Source organism: Streptomyces naganishii JCM 4654 (genome assembly GCF_014650575.1).
GTDB lineage: Bacteria > Actinomycetota > Actinomycetes > Streptomycetales > Streptomycetaceae > Streptomyces > Streptomyces naganishii.
This window is the reverse complement of the sequence record NZ_BMVF01000002.1, coordinates 86,123-102,247: the sequence shown is the minus strand read 5'-3', so window position 1 is coordinate 102,247 and position 16,125 is coordinate 86,123. Positions and strand designations below refer to the sequence as shown.

Annotated in this window: 15 protein-coding genes; 8 read left to right on the top strand and 7 right to left on the bottom strand. The window is 73.0% G+C overall.

Annotation, left to right across the window (positions count from 1 at the left end; translation table 11 throughout):
• Positions 1 to 112 precede the first annotated feature (112 nt).
• The 5 genes from IE217_RS03280 (at position 113) to IE217_RS03260 (ending at position 7,006) form a co-directional block, all read left to right on the top strand.
• On the top strand, positions 113 to 853 hold the full coding sequence (locus IE217_RS03280; RefSeq protein WP_190176160.1) for a response regulator transcription factor: 741 nt from the start codon (positions 113 to 115) through the stop codon (positions 851 to 853).
• The gene (locus IE217_RS03275; RefSeq protein ID WP_190176159.1) at positions 850 to 2,463 is read left to right on the top strand and encodes a sensor histidine kinase; all 1,614 of its coding nucleotides are present in this window, start codon (positions 850 to 852) and stop codon (positions 2,461 to 2,463) included. Before IE217_RS03280 ends, IE217_RS03275 begins: the two co-directional genes overlap by 4 nt.
• 14 nt (positions 2,464 to 2,477) lie before the next feature.
• Positions 2,478 to 3,848: a bifunctional glycosyltransferase family 2/GtrA family protein gene (locus IE217_RS03270; protein ID WP_190176158.1), complete on the top strand. Its 1,371-nt coding sequence runs from the start codon at positions 2,478 to 2,480 to the stop codon at positions 3,846 to 3,848.
• A complete protein-coding gene (locus tag IE217_RS03265; RefSeq protein WP_190176157.1) occupies positions 3,845 to 6,103 on the top strand; it encodes a glycosyltransferase family 39 protein in 2,259 nt (752 codons plus the stop codon). The genes IE217_RS03270 and IE217_RS03265 overlap by 4 nt, the downstream gene beginning before the upstream one ends.
• Before the next feature lie 135 nt (positions 6,104 to 6,238).
• Positions 6,239 to 7,006, top strand: coding sequence for a TetR/AcrR family transcriptional regulator (locus IE217_RS03260; RefSeq protein WP_190176156.1), 768 nt, complete (start codon positions 6,239 to 6,241; stop codon positions 7,004 to 7,006).
• Positions 7,007 to 7,172: 166 nt separating this feature from the next.
• Here IE217_RS03260 and IE217_RS03255 read toward each other — a convergent pair whose 3' ends face one another.
• Together IE217_RS03255 and IE217_RS03250 are read right to left on the bottom strand one after the other, a co-directional pair.
• Positions 7,173 to 7,643 carry a PPOX class F420-dependent oxidoreductase gene (locus IE217_RS03255; RefSeq protein WP_190176155.1) on the bottom strand — a complete coding sequence of 157 codons (471 nt, stop codon included), beginning with the start codon at positions 7,641 to 7,643 and terminating at the stop codon, positions 7,173 to 7,175.
• A 68-nt stretch (positions 7,644 to 7,711) separates the two neighbouring features.
• Entirely contained in the window at positions 7,712 to 8,065 is a 354-nt protein-coding gene (locus tag IE217_RS03250) for an STAS domain-containing protein (protein ID WP_229865001.1), read from the bottom strand.
• A gap of 226 nt (positions 8,066 to 8,291) precedes the next feature.
• Here IE217_RS03250 and IE217_RS03245 point away from each other — a divergent pair, with 226 nt between their 5' ends.
• Both IE217_RS03245 and IE217_RS03240 read left to right on the top strand, forming a co-directional pair.
• Entirely contained in the window at positions 8,292 to 9,029 is a 738-nt protein-coding gene (locus IE217_RS03245) for an ANTAR domain-containing protein (protein WP_190176525.1), read from the top strand.
• A gap of 28 nt (positions 9,030 to 9,057) precedes the next feature.
• Positions 9,058 to 9,798 carry a GAF and ANTAR domain-containing protein gene (locus IE217_RS03240; protein WP_190176153.1) on the top strand — a complete coding sequence of 247 codons (741 nt, stop codon included), beginning with the start codon at positions 9,058 to 9,060 and terminating at the stop codon, positions 9,796 to 9,798.
• On the opposite strand, the gene IE217_RS03235 is transcribed toward IE217_RS03240, so the two are convergent.
• From IE217_RS03235 to IE217_RS03225, 3 genes are all read right to left on the bottom strand, one after another.
• Positions 9,781 to 10,602, bottom strand: coding sequence for a YceI family protein (locus tag IE217_RS03235; RefSeq protein WP_190176152.1), 822 nt, complete (start codon positions 10,600 to 10,602; stop codon positions 9,781 to 9,783). The genes IE217_RS03240 and IE217_RS03235 overlap by 18 nt on opposite strands.
• Before the next feature lie 104 nt (positions 10,603 to 10,706).
• Entirely contained in the window at positions 10,707 to 13,220 is a 2,514-nt protein-coding gene (locus IE217_RS03230) for an MFS transporter (protein ID WP_466767938.1), read from the bottom strand.
• Positions 13,221 to 13,305: 85 nt separating this feature from the next.
• A complete protein-coding gene (locus tag IE217_RS03225) occupies positions 13,306 to 13,800 on the bottom strand; it encodes a MarR family winged helix-turn-helix transcriptional regulator (RefSeq protein WP_190176150.1) in 495 nt (164 codons plus the stop codon).
• A 194-nt stretch (positions 13,801 to 13,994) separates the two neighbouring features.
• On the opposite strand from IE217_RS03225, the gene IE217_RS03220 reads away from it, so the two are divergent.
• Positions 13,995 to 14,195: a hypothetical protein gene (locus tag IE217_RS03220; RefSeq protein ID WP_190176149.1), complete on the top strand. Its 201-nt coding sequence runs from the start codon at positions 13,995 to 13,997 to the stop codon at positions 14,193 to 14,195.
• Between the two features lie 48 nt (positions 14,196 to 14,243).
• Here the strand turns inward: IE217_RS03220 and IE217_RS35175 are convergent, their stop codons facing one another.
• Positions 14,244 to 14,480, bottom strand: coding sequence for a hypothetical protein (locus tag IE217_RS35175; protein WP_308432682.1), 237 nt, complete (start codon positions 14,478 to 14,480; stop codon positions 14,244 to 14,246).
• A 649-nt stretch (positions 14,481 to 15,129) separates the two neighbouring features.
• Positions 15,130 to 16,032: an RNA polymerase sigma factor SigF gene (locus tag IE217_RS03210; RefSeq protein ID WP_190176147.1), complete on the bottom strand. Its 903-nt coding sequence runs from the start codon at positions 16,030 to 16,032 to the stop codon at positions 15,130 to 15,132.
• Between the last annotated feature and the right edge of the window lie 93 nt (positions 16,033 to 16,125).

Below are 16,125 nucleotides of genomic sequence, written 5' to 3'. Positions count from 1 at the left end.
CGCGTGCCCCAGGTCCTGCCCAGGGTTTCCCTGAGAGCCGCCTGTGTGTTTCTCAGGCAAATCACAGATTCGTGAAAGGGCGCTCTCAGAGGACGCGGACAGGGTGTGCACCATGACCACGACCTCGCCCCAGGGCCGCACCGAACTGCTGAGGCCGGACGGGAGCCCCGTCCGGGTGCTTGTGGTGGACGACGAGCTGTCGATCACCGAGCTGCTGTCCATGGCCCTGCGCTACGAGGGCTGGCAGATTCGCAGCGCGGGGGACGGGCACGGTGCCGTCCAGACCGCGCGCGAGTTCCGGCCCGACGCCGTCGTCCTCGACATGATGCTGCCCGACATGGACGGACTCACCGTCCTCGGGCGGCTGCGCCGCGAGTTCCCCGACGTGCCCGTGCTGTTCCTGACCGCCAAGGACGCCGTCGAGGACAGGATCGCCGGCCTCACCGCGGGCGGCGACGACTACGTCACCAAGCCGTTCAGCCTGGAGGAGGTCGTGGCGCGGCTGCGCGGGCTGATCCGGCGCGCGGGCGCCGCCGACCGCCGCTCGGACTCCGTGCTGGTGGTCGGCGACCTCACCCTCGACGAGGACAGCCACGAGGTCTTCCGCGGCGGCGACAACATCCACCTCACCGCCACCGAGTTCGAGCTGCTGCGCTTTCTCATGCGCAACCCGCGGCGCGTGCTGAGCAAGGCGCAGATCCTGGACCGGGTGTGGTCGTACGACTTCGGCGGGCAGGCCAACGTCGTCGAGCTCTACATCTCCTACCTGCGCCGGAAGATCGACGCCGGCCGCGAACCGATGATCCACACCCGGCGCGGAGCCGGTTACCTGATCAAGCCCGCCGTCTCATGAGCGGGCGGCGGCGGCCGCGTGCGGGGAGGCGGCGCACCGGACAGCCGCGCACCCTGCGGACGCGGCTCGTCGTCGCGTCGGTGGTGCTGATCGCCGTGGTCTGCTCGGTGATCGCCACGGTGACGACACTCGCGCTGCGCTCCCATCTGTACGAGCAGCTGGACGGCCGCCTGCACGAGGTGGCGATGCGGGCCGCCGGTGGTTTCCACCCGCCGGGCGACCACGACGTCCTGACGCCGCAGCGGCAGCGCAGGGGCACCGACCTGTCCGAATTCGTCCAGGGCCCGCAGCCGGACTCCACGATCGTCGCGAGGGTCGAGGACGGCTCCATCACCGACGCCAAGGTCGGCAAGAAGGCGAACGACGACAACAACGTCCCGCGCAGGGAGGCCGAGTCCCTCACCGGCGCCCAGCTCGCCGCCCTCGGCTCCGCCGCCCGGGACCGGGCCGTGCACAGCGTGGACATCCCCGGCCTCGGCGGGTACCGCGTCCAGTACGTGACCGGCCCCAGCGGGTCCTACTACGTCGCGGTCCCCACCTCCGACGTGGACAACACCATCGACACCCTGATCCTGGTCGAGATCAGCGTCACCGCCGCAGGCCTCATCGCCGCCTCCCTCGCCGGCGCCGCGATCGTGGGCGTCGCCCTGCGCCCCCTGCGCCGGGTCGCCGCCACCGCCACACGGGTCTCCGAACTCCCCCTGCACACCGGCGAGGTGATCCTCAGCGAGCGGGTGCCCGAGCCGGAGACGGATCCGCACACGGAGGTCGGCCGGGTCGGCACCGCGCTGAACCGGATGCTCGACCACGTCCACGGCGCCCTGCTCGCCCGCCAGCAGAGCGAGACACGGGTACGGCAGTTCGTCGCGGACGCCAGCCACGAGCTGCGCACCCCCCTGGCCTCCATACGCGGCTACGCCGAACTCACCCGCCGCGGACACGAACGGGTGGGCCCCGACACCCGGCACGCCCTGGCCCGTATCGAGTCCGAGGCCGGGCGGATGACGCTGTTGGTGGAGGACCTGCTGCTGCTGGCCCGGCTGGACGCGGGCCGGCCGCTGCGGTTCGAGCGGACCGACCTCGTACCGCTCGTGGTGGACACCGTCAGCGACGCGCGCGCGGCCGGGCGGGACCACAACTGGCGGCTGGACCTGCCCGACGAGCCCGCGCTCGTGCCGGCGGACGCGGCCCGGCTCCAGCAGGTCCTGGTCAACCTGCTGGCCAACGCCCGTACGCACACCCCGCCCGGCACGACCGTCACCGCACGCGTGCGACGGCGCGGGCGATGGCTGTGCGTGGACGTCGAGGACGACGGGCCGGGCATCCCGCGAGAGCTGCTGCCGCACGTCTTCGAACGGTTCGCGCGCGGCGACACCGCGCGCTCGCGCGCCACCGGCTCCACCGGTCTCGGCCTCGCCATCGTCCAGGCCGTGGCGAGCGCGCACGGCGGCGCCGTGACCGCCGACAGCGTGCCCGGGCGGACGGTGTTCACCGTGCACCTGCCCGCGCCGCACCCCGCAGCTCCCGCGTTCTCCGCCGGGGCGGCCGGCCGGATCTCCGGCTCACAGGGTCAGCACAGCCTCAGCACACAGGCACGACAGGCCACTTGAGAAGAGTCGGTGCCATGCCAACCGACTCTTCTTCCGGCACCCTGCCGGCGCGGGAGCACCTCCCGGCCGACGACGCCGGTACGCCCGTCCTGGACATAGTGATCCCCGTATACAACGAGGAGAAGGACCTCGGGCCGTGTGTGCTCCGGCTGCACGAGCACCTCACACGCACCTTCCCGTACGCCTTCAGCATCACGATCGCGGACAACGCCTCCACGGACACCACCCCGCGGGTCGCCGCCCGGCTGGCCGCCGAGCTGCCCGGGGTCGGGACCTTCCGCCTGGAGCAGAAGGGCCGCGGCCGGGCCCTGAGGACCGTCTGGTCCGCCTCCCGGGCGCCGGTCCTCGCCTACATGGACGTGGACCTGTCCACCGACCTCAACGCGCTGCTGCCGCTGGTCGCGCCGCTGATCTCCGGCCACTCCGACCTCGCCATCGGCTCCCGGCTCACCCGCAGTTCGCGGGTGGTGCGGGGCGCCAAGCGGGAGTTCATCTCCCGCACCTACAACCTGATCCTGCGCGGCTCGCTCCAGGCCCGGTTCTCCGACGCCCAGTGCGGCTTCAAGGCGATCCGGCGCGATGTCGCCCAGGTGCTGCTGCCGCTGGTCGAGGACACCGGCTGGTTCTTCGACACCGAGATGCTGGTGCTGGCCGAGCGGGCCGGGCTGCGCATCCACGAGGTGCCGGTCGACTGGGTCGACGACCCCGACTCCACGGTCCACATCGTGCGGACCGCGACCGATGACCTCAAGGGCGTGTGGCGCGTGGGGAAGGCCCTGGCCACCGGTTCGCTGCCGCTGGACCGGCTCACCCGCCCCTTCGGCGACGACCCGCGCGACCGCGAGATCCAGGACGTGCCGAGGGGACTGGCCCGCCAGCTCGTCGGCTTCTGCGTGGTCGGCGGCCTGTCCACGCTCTTCTACCTGCTGCTCTACAGCGCCTTCCGGCAGTTCTGCGGCTCGCAGAGCGCCAACGCGCTCGCCCTGCTGGTCTCGGCGGTCGCCAACACCGCCGCGAACCGGCGGCTCACCTTCGGAGTGCGGGGGCGCGGCGGCGCGGTCCGCCACCAGGCGCAGGGCCTGGTCGTCTTCGCCATCGGCCTGGCGCTCACCAGCGGCTCGCTGGCCGCTCTGAACGCGGCGAGCAGCAGCCCGGCGCACTCCACCGAACTCGCGGTGCTCATCGCCGCCAACCTCGCGGCGACCGTCCTGCGCTTCCTCCTCTTCCGCGCCTGGGTCTTCCCGGACCGGCAGGGCTCCTACGACGCCCACGATGCCCACGACTCCTACGGCGCGTACGGCCCGTACGGCGCCCACTGGGGCGACTCGGCCGTGCCGCTCCAGCCGGTGCGTCCGCGCCACACCGATCCGAGGGAAGCCCGATGACGACCGAGTACGACAGGACGAGCCGGCCGGAGGGTGCGGGGCCGTCCTCCTGGGGGCCGCCCCCGACCGCACCGCCCGCGCCGACCGCATCCACCACACCGACCGCATCCACCACACCGACCGCATCCACCACACCGACCACCTCCACCTCACCGACGACGTCCACCCCACCGCCCGCACCCGCTGCCGCAGGGTGGCCCGGCCGGCCCGGGGATCCACGCTGGGGCCGGCCCGCCTTCCTCGGCCTCCTCCTGGCCACCGGACTCCTCTACCTCTACGACCTGAGCGCCTCCGGCTATGCCAACTCCTTCTACTCGGCGGCCGTCCAGGCGGGCAGCAAGTCCTGGAAGGCGTTCTTCTTCGGCTCCCTCGACGCGGGCAACGCCATCACCGTCGACAAGCCCCCGGCCGCGCTGTGGCCGATGGGCCTGTCGGTACGGATCTTCGGCCTGAACTCGTGGGCGATCCTCGTCCCCGAGGTGATCATGGGCGTCCTCACGGTCGCCGTGGTTCACGCGGCCGTGCGCCGCCGGTTCGGCCCGGCCGCAGGACTGATCGCGGGCGCGGTGCTCGCGCTCACCCCGGTCGCGGCGCTGATGTTCCGCTTCAACAACCCCGACGCGCTGCTCGCGCTGCTGATGTCGCTCACCGTCTACTTCGTCGTCCGGGGCCTCGAGGACGGCCGGACCAAGTGGCTGGTGTGGGCGGGCGTGGCGGTCGGCTTCGCCTTCCTGACCAAGACCCTCCAGGCCTTCCTGATCCTGCCCGCCCTCGCCCTGGTGTACGGCGTCCGCGCGCCCGTCGCGCTGAGGAAGCGGCTCGGGCAGCTCGCCCTCGCCGCGGTGGCGCTCGTCGTCTCCGGCGGCTGGTGGGTCGCGATCGTCGAGCTGTGGCCCGCCTCCTCGCGCCCGTACATCGGCGGCTCGCAGCACAACAGCTTCCTGGAGCTGACCTTCGGCTACAACGGCCTCGGCCGGATCAACGGTGACGAGACCGGCAGCGTGGGCGGCGGAGGGGGCCCCGGGGGCGGCGGCACGGGCCATTGGGGAGCGACCGGCTGGAACCGGATGTTCGACTCCGAGACCGGCGGCCAGATCTCCTGGCTGCTCCCGGCCGCGCTGATCCTGCTCGTCGGGGGCCTCGTGCTCACCCGCAGGGCCGGCCGCACGGACCCGGCCCGCGGCGCGTTCCTCGCCTGGGGCGGCTCGCTGCTGATGACCGCGCTCGTCTTCAGCTACATGGCGGGCATCTTCCACCAGTACTACACCGTCGCCCTCGCGCCCTACGTCGCCGCGGTGGTCGGCATGGGCGCGGCGGCCCTGTGGGAGCAGCGCGCGCGGACCTGGGCGTCGCTCACCCTGGCGGCCGCCGTCACGGCGACCGCGGGCTGGGGGTACGTCCTGCTCAACCGCACTCCTGACTACCTGCCCTGGCTGAAGTGGCTGGTTCTGGTCGGCGGACTGGCCGCTGCCCTCGGCCTTGTCTTCGCGGGCCGGCTCGGCGGGCCGCTCGCGCTCGCGGTGGTCTCCGCGGCCGTCGTCACCTCGCTGGCCGGGCCGGCGGCGTACACGCTGAGCACGGTGGACTCCGCGCACACGGGCTCGATCCCGACGGCCGGCCCGGCGGGTGCGAGCAGGATGGGCTTCGGCGGCCGCGGCGGCGGGCCGGGCGGCGCCCTGCCGGGATGGAACGGCCGGAACGGCCGGAGCCAGCAGAATGGCAACGGCGACGGCGCCGGCGGCTTCCCCGGCGGGGGACTCCCGGGCCAGGGACAAGGACAGGGCCAGGGTCAGGGCATGCCGAACGGCAACGGCTTTCCCGGCGCGGGAGCGGGCGCCGGCGGCGGCACGGCCCAGGGCGAGCGCGGCCGCATGGGCGGCGCCGGAGGCGGCCTGCTCGACGGCGCGAAGGTCTCCTCCGCGGCCAAGAGGCTGCTGGAGACCGACGCCTCCCGGTACACCTGGGTCGCCGCGTCCATCGGCTCGCAGAACGCGGCAAGCTACCAGCTCGCCACCGGTGACCCGGTGATGGCGATCGGCGGCTTCAACGGCACCGACCCCTCCCCGACCCTCGCCCGGTTCAAGGAGTACGTGGCCGAGGGCAGGATCCACTACTTCATCGCCGGCGGCGGCATGGGCGGCCGGATGGGAGGCGGCGGCACCTCCGCGCAGATCACCTCTTGGGTGGAGAAGAACTTCACGAAGGTGACGGCCGGCTCGGCCGGCTTCTACGACCTCACCCGGAAGAAGAGCTGATCCGGGACGGGAGACGGCAGGGGGCGGTGGCCGGCCGGGCCACCGCCCCCTCGTTGTTGCCGCGCGCGGCGCAGCGGGCACACTCCGGATGGCATTCCGGGACCGCCGGGGTGGGAACGCTCAGAGAGGTGCGCCATGGTGAGGGCAGCCCAGCGGGCCAAGGACACCGCGCGGACCAGCGTCTGGCTGGAGGGCAAGGCACGCCGGGGCGGGCGCGGCGGCGGGCAGCCCTCCGGGCTTGACCGGGAGCGGATCACCGAGGCCACGGTGCGGCTGCTGGACGCCGAGGGGCTGTCCCGCTTCTCCATGCGCCGGCTGGCCGCCGGGCTGAACGTCACGGCGATGTCCGTGTACTGGTACGTCGACACCAAGGACGACCTGCTGGAACTCGCCCTGGACGCGGCCTTCGGCGAGCTGCGGCTGCCCCCGGAGGACGCCTGCGCCGACTGGCGCGAGCAGCTGCGCGGTCTCGCCGCCGGGTACCGGGAGCTGCTGGTGCGCCACCCGTGGCTGTCGCCGCTCGTCGGCACGTTCCTCAACATCGGCCCGAACTCGCTCGCCTTCTCGGGCGCCGTGCAGCGGATCATCCGCCGCACCGGGCTGCCCGAGCACCGGCTGACCGGGGCGATCGCGGCCGTCTTCCAGTTCGTGTACGGCTACGGCACGGTCGAGGGGCACTTCGTGGCCCGCTGCGCCGGGGCGGGCATGGCCCCGGACGACTACTTCCGGCACGCGATGAGCGCCGCCACACGGGCGCCGGACGCCGCCGAGGTGCTGCGGGAGTCGGCGCACATGATGTCGGCGCGCGGCGGCGAGACGGTAGGCGAGATGCTGGACCGCGACTTCGCCTTCGCCCTGGACCTGCTGATCGCCGGCATCGAGGCCATGGTCGCCCGCGCCTGACCCTCCGGTGCCACTGCCCCTCCAGTCGCCCGCCCGTGCCTGCCTCTCCGGTCCGCGCGCCTGCCTCTCCGGTCGCCCGCGCCTGACCCTCGGGCCTCCGCCCGGCGCTCGGGCCCTGCGCCGGCGCTCGCGTCCTCCCCCGCCCCGCCCGCCCCGTACCCCCTTCTCAGTCCCCGTTCACCAGCCGGGCCGGGAAGCCTCCCGTGGCCACCGGTCCCCAGCGCTCGGGTGTGATCCGGATGATCGACTTGCCCTGCCGGAGCATGGCCTCGCGGGACTCGTCCCAGTCCGGGTGCTCACCGGCGATGTTGCGGTAGTACTCCACGAGCGGCTCCACGGAGTCGGGCGCGTCCACGACCTCGGCGGTGCCGTCGATCTGGACCCACGGCCCGTTCCACTCGTCGCTCAGCACGACAAGGCTCACCCGGGCGTCCCTCCGGGCGTTGCGGGTCTTGGCCCGCTCCGGGTAGGTGGAGACCACGATCCGGCCGGAGTCGTCCACCCCGCAGGTCAGCGGGGAGGCCTGCGGGCCGCCGTCCGCGCGCCGGGTCAGCAGCAGGGCGCGGTGGCGGGGCCGTACGAAGTCCAGCAGTTCCTCGCGCGTCACGCGCGTGTTGGTCGCGATGTTCGGTGCCATGCCCGCAGCCTAGGCGCCCGGGGGCGCGCGGTGGCCGACCCCGCCGTGCCTGCCGTCGGCGGGGTCGGTCAGGCGCGCAGCGCCCCGGTGAGGTCACCGTGGACCGGCACGTCGCGGCGTACGCCGGTCAGCTCCAGGACGCGGTAGGGCACTCCGTCCGGGGTCGCCACCACCCGGAGCCGTACCCCGGGTGGCAGCCCGTGCCGTACGTCCTCGACGAGGCGGGCGCCCTGGGAGTCCATGAAGTCGGTACGGGTGAGGTCCAGGACCAGGACCTCCAGGCGCCCGGCGCGGGCGCGCGCGCAGGCGAGCACGCCGCTGCACAGCGCGGGCGCGTTGGAGAGGTCGATCTCCGATGGCAGTACGAGCAGGGTGTGCCCGGGCAGGTCGAGCACCCGGCACGGGGCGGAGAAAGGGGTCACGGCACTCACCTGGCAGAAGGCAGACATCCATCCGGTCTCAGGGAGGCCGCTTCCTGACCCGTCCGGCTCCATTCCACCACTTGCGCGCGCTGGTTCAAAAGGGGTGGGGCCCGACCGTCGACCTGGGGGAACCTGCACGCCCGGACGAGATAAGGTTCTGTTCGTCCTGTGCTCGCAGTCGGGAATGTGCTGCGGAGCTCTCCTGCGCATGGCCGTAGTGCCGTGCATGCCGAAGAGGTTCGTGGTGCCTGCGTCCGACTTTTCTGAATCACCCCGTTTTGCGGGGGATTTCGAGCTGGCCGAAGCCCTGGTGGCGGCGGCCCGGCGACTGCACGAAACGGTCACCCCGCGCAGCACCATGGACGCGGCCGTGCGGCTCGCCGTGGGTCTGCTGCCGGGCGCCGAGCAGGCCGGCATCTCCGTCCTGGAGCGCGGCGGCAACCGGCGCACGGTCGCCTGGACCGACGAGTCGGTGCGCGCGGTCGAGGCGGGTGTACCGGGCCGTACCAAGCCGTCGCACTGGGAGCACCTGTGGCACGAGCCCGTGGTGCGGGTGGCGGACAGCGAGACCGAGGAGGGCGGGGAGCCGCTGGCCGTCCTCGGCCTGCGCTCGGCGCTCGCGCTGCGGCTGCGTGCCGACAGGCGGCGGCTGACCGTGCTCACCGCCTACGCCGGCAAGCCGCACGTCTTCGACGAGGCCGCCACGCGGGTCGGCCGCCTGTTCACCGCGCACGTCAGCCTCGCCCTGGAGTCGGCGACCGTGCGCGAGCAGCTCACCGAGGCGATGCGCACCCGGGACTTGATCGGCCAGGCCACGGGCATCCTGATGGAGCGCATGAACATCGACGCGGCGGAGTCCTTCGACAGCCTGGTGCGCGCATCGCAGCGGGAGAACGTCAAGCTGCGCGATCTCGCCCGCCGGATCGTGGACGCGAACAACGCCACACGCGAGGCGGGGAGTTGATCGCCGAAACGGGGACAAAAGCAACGGTATGAGACCCGAGACTCCGCCCGAACCCCTGGATGAGGCGATCGCGCGTGGCGGCGGCCTGGACACTCTGCTGCGGGATCTGACCGACCGCGCCGTCCAGGCGGTACCCGGCGCGGCCGCCTGCAGCATCACCGTCCGCCGGGGCGAGCGCCTGCTGACCCTGGCCGGCAGCAGCGGCCTGCCCAGCGGCCTGGACCTGCGCCAGTACGAGGACGGCAGCGGGCCGTGCGTGTCGGCGGCCCGGACCGGCGACGAGCGGTACGTCCCCGACACGGCGAAGGAGACCCGCTGGCCCGACTACACGCGCTACGCCCTCTCCGTCGGCGTGCGCTGTGTGCTGGCCCTGCCGCTCGAGGTGCCGGGCGAGACGGGCGCGGCGCTGAACCTGTACGGACTCGAACCGGACGGGCTGGCCGCCGACCGCGAGCGGGCGCGCGCCTTCGCCGCGCGGGTCGCCGACGCCGTGACGGTCGCGCTGCACGTCGAGGGGGAGGGCGCCGCCGCGCCGGACGTGCGTACCGCCCTGCTCTCCCGCAGCGTCATCGACCAGGCCATCGGCATCCTGATGGCCCAGGAGCGGGTCGACGCCCAGCGCGCGCTGGAGCGGCTGCGCAACATGTCCCAGCACCGCAACACCAAGCTGCGCGACCTGGCCGCCGACCTGGTCTCGCGGGCCGCCACACCCCGGCGGTCCCCGCGCCCCCCGTTCCCCCCGCGCTTCCCGTCAGGCCACGGGCAGTGACTCGCCCTGCACGGCCTGGACGTCCAGCTCCACCCTGAGGGTGGTGCCGATGGCGGCGATGCCCGCCTGGAGGACCTGGTTGTAGTTCATGGCGAAGTCCTCGCGGCGCAGTTCCGTCGTCGCGCGGAAGGCGGCGCGGGTGCCGCCCCAGGGGTCGGCTCCGGTGCCGAGGTAGGCGAGGTCGAGGTCGACGGGGCGGACCACGCCGTGCATGGCGAGCTCGCCGTGGACCGTCCAGCGGTCCGAGCCGGCCGCCGTCAGGCCGGTGGAGCGGTAGGTGATCTCCGGGTGGCGCTCCGCGTCCAGGAAGTCCGGCGACTTCAGGTGGCCGTCGCGCATGCCGTTGCCGGTGTCGATGGACGCGGCGCGGATGACCGCCTCCACGCGGGACTTGGTGATGTCGTCCGGGGCGATCTCGATGGTGCCCGCGAACTCGGTGAACCGCCCGTGCACGCTGGAGATGCCCAGGTGCTGGGCGACCGCGGCGACCGAGGAGTGGGCCGGGTCGATGGTCCACGGCCCCGGCGGGGGCAGCTCCGTGCCGCCCTGGCGGGCCAGCGTCACCGTGCCGACCTCGGCCCGGCCGCTGGCGGTGACGATCGCGCTGGAGGCCGCCGGCGCGTAGCCGACGGCGGTGACGATGACCGTGTACGCGCCGGGCGCCAGCTCGGTCGCGTCCCGCACGGCGCCCTCGGCGTCGGCCTCGGCCCGTACCACCTGCGTGCCCGTCATGTCGGTCACCGTGACGACCGCGTGCGACACGGCCCATCCGTCCCGGGTGCGGATCCTCGCGGTCAGTCCCATCCCGTTTTCTCCCTGCACATCCATACAAATCGGTCGCATAAGACCGGCCCGTGGCGGGGCGCTCCGCCGCTCAGGGAGCGCCCCGCACACGGGCCGGGGTCGAACTACTCGCCGGGGTGGGCGAGTTCGATGTCGTGGTCGTCGACTCCGCGGCCGGTGACCGTCAGAGCCGTCGCCACCGGCGGGTAGCCCGTCGCGATGACGGTGTACTCGCCGCTGCCGAGGTCGGTGAAGGCGTACGCGCCGTCCGCCCCGGTGGTGGCCGTGCCGGCCACGTTGCCCGCCGCGTCGACGAGCGTCACCCGGGCGTCCGCGAGCGGACCGTGCGGGGAGCGCACCACGCCCTGGAGCCGGGCGCCGGAGGGCAGGTCGATCTCGACCCGGGTGACCCCGGTGCCGCCCACCTCGACGGGCAGCGCCCGCGGCCGGTAGCCGTCGGCGTTGACCGCCACGGTCACCGCGCCCGGCACCAGCTCGGCGAAGGAGAACTCGCCGTTCTCCCCGGTGGCCCCGGTGGCCAGCAGGTCGCCGCGGACGTCGGTGACGATCACCATGGCGTCCTTGACCGGCAGCCCGGACTCGGCGGCCCGGACCACACCGCTCAGGCCGCTGGTGCCGCTGAGCAGGATGTCGTACGCCACCGGCTCACCGTTGACCACGATCGTGGACGCCTGCGGCTGGAAGCCGTCGGCGGAGGCGATCAGGACGTAGGAGCCCGCGCCGGGCGCGTCCACCGCGTAGGCGCCGTCGGCCTGCGCGACCGACCGGCCCAGCTGGCGGCCGGCCAGCGAGATCAGCGTGACCGCGGCCTGCGGCACCGGCGCGCTCTCGGCGCCCCGGACGAAGCCGCGCACCGGGATGCCGCCGCCGGAGCCCGCGCCCGTGGCGCCCGGCGCCACCGTGGCGACCGCGACCGGCAGCCGCGTGCCCTCGGGACCCGTCTCGGTGGTGGAGGCGGCGGACGCCCAGCTCGGCACCCGCTCCCCGTCCGGGGTGAAGGTGTCACCGGCGGCCTCGGCGGCCGGCGCGATGGCCGGGTCCTGGGCCTCGGCGACGGTGGGAGCCGCGGCCGGGTCCAGCGGGGCGGCCTCGCCGTCGGCGGCCTGGGCCAGCGCGCCCTTGGTGCGCAGCGGCACCTCCTTGATGAACAGCGTGATCAGGAAGGCGACCGCGGCGAGCGCGGCGGCGTACAGGAAGATGTCCGCGATGCCGTGCCCGTAGGCGCTCTCCATGACCGTGCGCAGCGGCCGCGGCAGCTTGTTCATGTCGGGGATGGTGTCCGTGCCGGAGCCGGAACCCGACGCGAGCTTGGCGTACCTGGGGCCGAGGTCGGCCAGGCCGTCCTTGACGTAGCCGGTGATCCGGTTGGCCATCACCGCGCCCAGCGCAGAGACGCCCACCGCACCGCCCAGGGAGCGGAAGAAGGTGACCGTGGAACTGGCCGAGCCGAGGTCGTGCGGGTCGACCTGGTTCTGCGTGCACAGCACCAGGTTCTGCATCATCATGCCGATGCCGAGACCCAGCAGGGCCATGAAGACGGCCATCTTCCAGTACGCGGTGTCGTAGCGGATGGTGCCCAGCAGGCCGAGGCCGGCCGTCACCAGCACGCCACCGCTGACCAGCCACGCCTTCCAGCGGCCGGTGCGGGTGATGAACTGCCCCGAGACGGTGGAGGAGACGAACAGACCGCCGATCATCGGGATGGTCATGACGCCGGACATCGTCGGCGACTTGTCGCGGGCCAGCTGGAAGTACTGGCTGAAGAACACCGTGCCGGTGAACATCGCGATGCCCACGAACAGCGAGGCGAGCGAGGCTAGCGTGATGGTGCTGTTGCGGAACAGCCGCAGCGGGATGATCGGCTCCGCGGCCTTGGCCTCCACCAGCACGAACAGCGCGCCGAGGACGACCGAGCCGCCGACCATCACGTACGTCTGCCACGAGATCCAGTCGTACTTGTCACCGGCGAAGGTGACCCAGACCAGCAGCAGCGAGACGGCGGCCGAGATCAGGGTGGCGCCGCCCCAGTCGACCTTGACCTCCCGCTTGACCACGGGCAGGTGCAGAGTCTTCTGCAGCACGATCAGCGCGATCACCGCGAAGGGCACGCCGACGTAGAAGCACCAGCGCCAGCCCAGCCAGGAGGTGTCGGTGATGACACCGCCGAGCAGCGGGCCGCCGACGGTGGCGACGGCGAACGTGGCGCCGAGGTAACCGGAGTAACGGCCCCGCTCACGCGGGGAGATCATCGCGGCCATGACGATCTGCGCCAGGGCGGACAGACCGCCGACGCCGATGCCCTGGACCACGCGGCAGGCGATCAGCATGCCGGGGTTCTGCGAGAGCCCCGCCGCCATCGACGCGACGACGTAGATGACGAGGGCTATCTGGACGAGTGCCTTCTTGCTGTACAGGTCGGCGAGCTTGCCCCACAGGGGAGTGGCCGCGGTCATCGACAGCAGGGCGGCGGTGACGACCCAGGTGTAGGCGGACTGGCCGCCGCCGAGGTCGCCGATGATGTGCGGCAGGGCGTTGGAGACGATCGTGGACGACAGGATCGCCACGAACATGCCGAGCAGCAGCCCGGACAGGGCCTCCATGATCTGCCGGTGCGTCATCGGTGCACCGCCGGGAGAGCCTCCCCCGTGCTTGGCGTGAGCCCGCACACCGGCTGGTGTGGTCGTTGCCATGGGCTTCCTTTACTTACGTGCTTGCGGGTGTACGGGTGGTCTCTTCGACTACGGGCGCGGGCGGCCGGGCCGGAGCGGACCGGCAGTCGCCGAAGCTGGCGCGCAGGCGTGTCATCAGCTGGATGAGCTGGCCGACCTCGTCGTCGGTCCAGTCGCTCAGCCGCTCGGCGAACAGCTGGGTGGTCCGCCGGTACATGTCGTCGAGCCGGTGCTGTCCCGCGGGCGTCAGGCGCAGGATGCGCGAGCGCTTGTCCGCGGGGTCCTGCAGGCGGTCGATCCAGCCGCGCGCGGCGACGTGCGCGACATGGCGGCTGGTGACCGACATGTCCACGGAGAGCAGCTCGGCCAGCTTGCTCATGCGCATGTCCCCGTGGCGGCCGAGCAGGGTCAGCACGGCGGCGGAGCCGGCCGGGCAGTCGGACGGCAGGATGCGTCCCATGTCCCGCTTCACGGCCCCGACGGCACTGAGCTGACGCGCCAGCTCTTCGTACTGCGCCTGCTCAGCCATCACACCTCCCGTATTCGTTGCTTAGGGCAACCATAAACACGGTTGGTTGCTGCAGGCAAATAAATGGGGGTCCGGCGCCGCAAAAACTTGGCAAAGGCAAGTATTGCGAATGTAAAGGTCCAGGTGGTTGTGCTGATCAGCCGGGGTGGGCCCCCTCTTGGGTCCCACCGGGGGATTCGCTAGTGTCTCGGGCCATGGCTAACACCCAGGGCCCCCAGGGCAACTACGACCCCGCCGGCAGCACCCAGATGTTCCGCGCGTTCGTCGACGAGGCCGCCGCCCCCCAGGGCAGGCAGCAGGAGGCCGCCTCCTCCGGCCCGCGGATCGGCCTGATCGTCGGCGTGGTGGTCGCGGTGGCGATCGTCGCGGCCGTCGCCTGGCTCGCGCTCAAGTAGTCCGCGGGCCCGCACCCGCGGGCCCCGGCTCACTGCCTCCCCGGCTCCCTACTTCCACTGGACCGCGACGTCCCGCGTCTCGATGTGCATGCCCAGCGGCACCCGCCAGGCGTCCACGCACACGGTCCAGCTCCCGTCCTTCCGCGCGCCGGCCCCGATCGGCGCCGGGAGCGCCTCGCTCGACTCCACCGTGCCCCAGTCGATCCCGAGCGCGCCGATGATGTGCGTCCCGAGCGTCACCGTGCCCGAACGCACCGCCGTGCCGCCCGAGTTGCGGAAGGTCACGGTGACCTTCTCGCACCACCGCCGGTCCGTGCCCTCCCGCGCGGGCTCGCCCGCGCTCAGCCGGGCAGGAGTGGGAGCGGGAGGCGCGGAGGACGGCGGGGGCTCCGGTGACGGGGGCGGTGAGGGCGGTGACGCGGGCCCGGGGGGTGCCGTACGGCCGTCGCCGCCGCCCGGTGAGGACGGGGATACCGGCGAACTGCCGTCGCTGGGCCCGGGATTGGCCCCCTGGCCGCCCGTAGGGGCCCCGGCGCCCGTGGAGCCTCCCGGCCCCGAACCGCCGGACGCCGTACCGGACTGCGTACCGCCGCCGGCCCGACTGCCTCGCCCCCAAGGCGAGTTGCCGACCCCCGGCGCCCCCTCGCCCCCGCTCGCCCCGGAGTCACCGCCTTGGCCGCCCCCGTCGAGCGGGACCAGCGTCACGGACCCCGTAGGTGCGGCCCTCCCCGGGGCCCTGGACGGTCCGCCGGCCGGTCCCACGGCGACGTACCCGCCCCCACCGCCGTCCCCGCAGGCGGCGAGGGCCCCGGCCAGACACACGACGGCCGCCGAGGCGGCCGTGACGGCGCCTCGACGGCCACGAGTCGAAGTCACCCATGGCATCGCGCCATGGTGTCTGACGCTCCGTCAAATAGGAAGCGTACTGCGGCGGTCAGTCGGAGATCAGGCCCTCGCGCAGCTGGGCCAGGGTCCGGGTCAGCAGCCGGGAGACGTGCATCTGGGAGATGCCGACCTCCTCGCCGATCTGCGACTGGGTCATGTTGGCGAAGAAGCGCAGCATGATGATGCGGCGCTCGCGGGGCGGGAGCTTGGCGAGCAGGGGCTTGAGCGACTCCCGGTACTCCACGCCCTCCAGCGCCGTGTCCTCGTAGCCCAGGCGGTCGGCCAGGGAGCCCTCGCCGCCGTCGTCCTCGGGGGCCGGGGAGTCGAGCGAGGAGGCGGTGTAGGCGTTGCCCACGGCGAGGCCGTCGACCACGTCCTCCTCCGACACGCCCAGTGCGGCGGCGAGTTCGGCCACCGTGGGCGAGCGGTCCAGCCGCTGCGACAGCTCGTCGCTGGCCTTCGTCAGCGCCAGCCGCAGCTCCTGGAGGCGCCGGGGCACCCGCACCGACCAGGACGTGTCCCGGAAGAAGCGCTTGATCTCGCCGACCACGGTGGGCATCGCGAAGGTCGGGAACTCCACGCCCCGCTCGCAGTCGAAGCGGTCGATCGCCTTGATCAGGCCGATCGTGCCGACCTGGACGATGTCCTCCATCGGCTCGTTGCGGGAGCGGAAGCGGGCGGCCGCGTAGCGGACCAGGGGGAGGTTGAGCTCGATCAGGGTGTCCCGCACGTAGGCCCGCTCGGGGCTGTCGGCGTCGAGTGCGGCGAGCCGCAGGAACAGGGAGCGGGACAGGGTCCGGGTGTCGATGGCTTCCGAGGCCGGGAGAACCGGTGCCTCAGCGGCCGCGAGGGCCGCAACGTCGTCGAGGGCGTCGAGCGCCTCGAGCTCCTTGGCAGGGGTCTCGCTCTTGCTGAGCGTCAGCACCTCGGAGCTGCCCTGATCTGCGGACATGCCACCCCCTCTGGGTCGCGGGACGGTCGCGGCCTGCGCCCTCCCGACGGAGAACTCAGCCCTCACCTGAATACCGGAGCCGAAGCCGCGGCA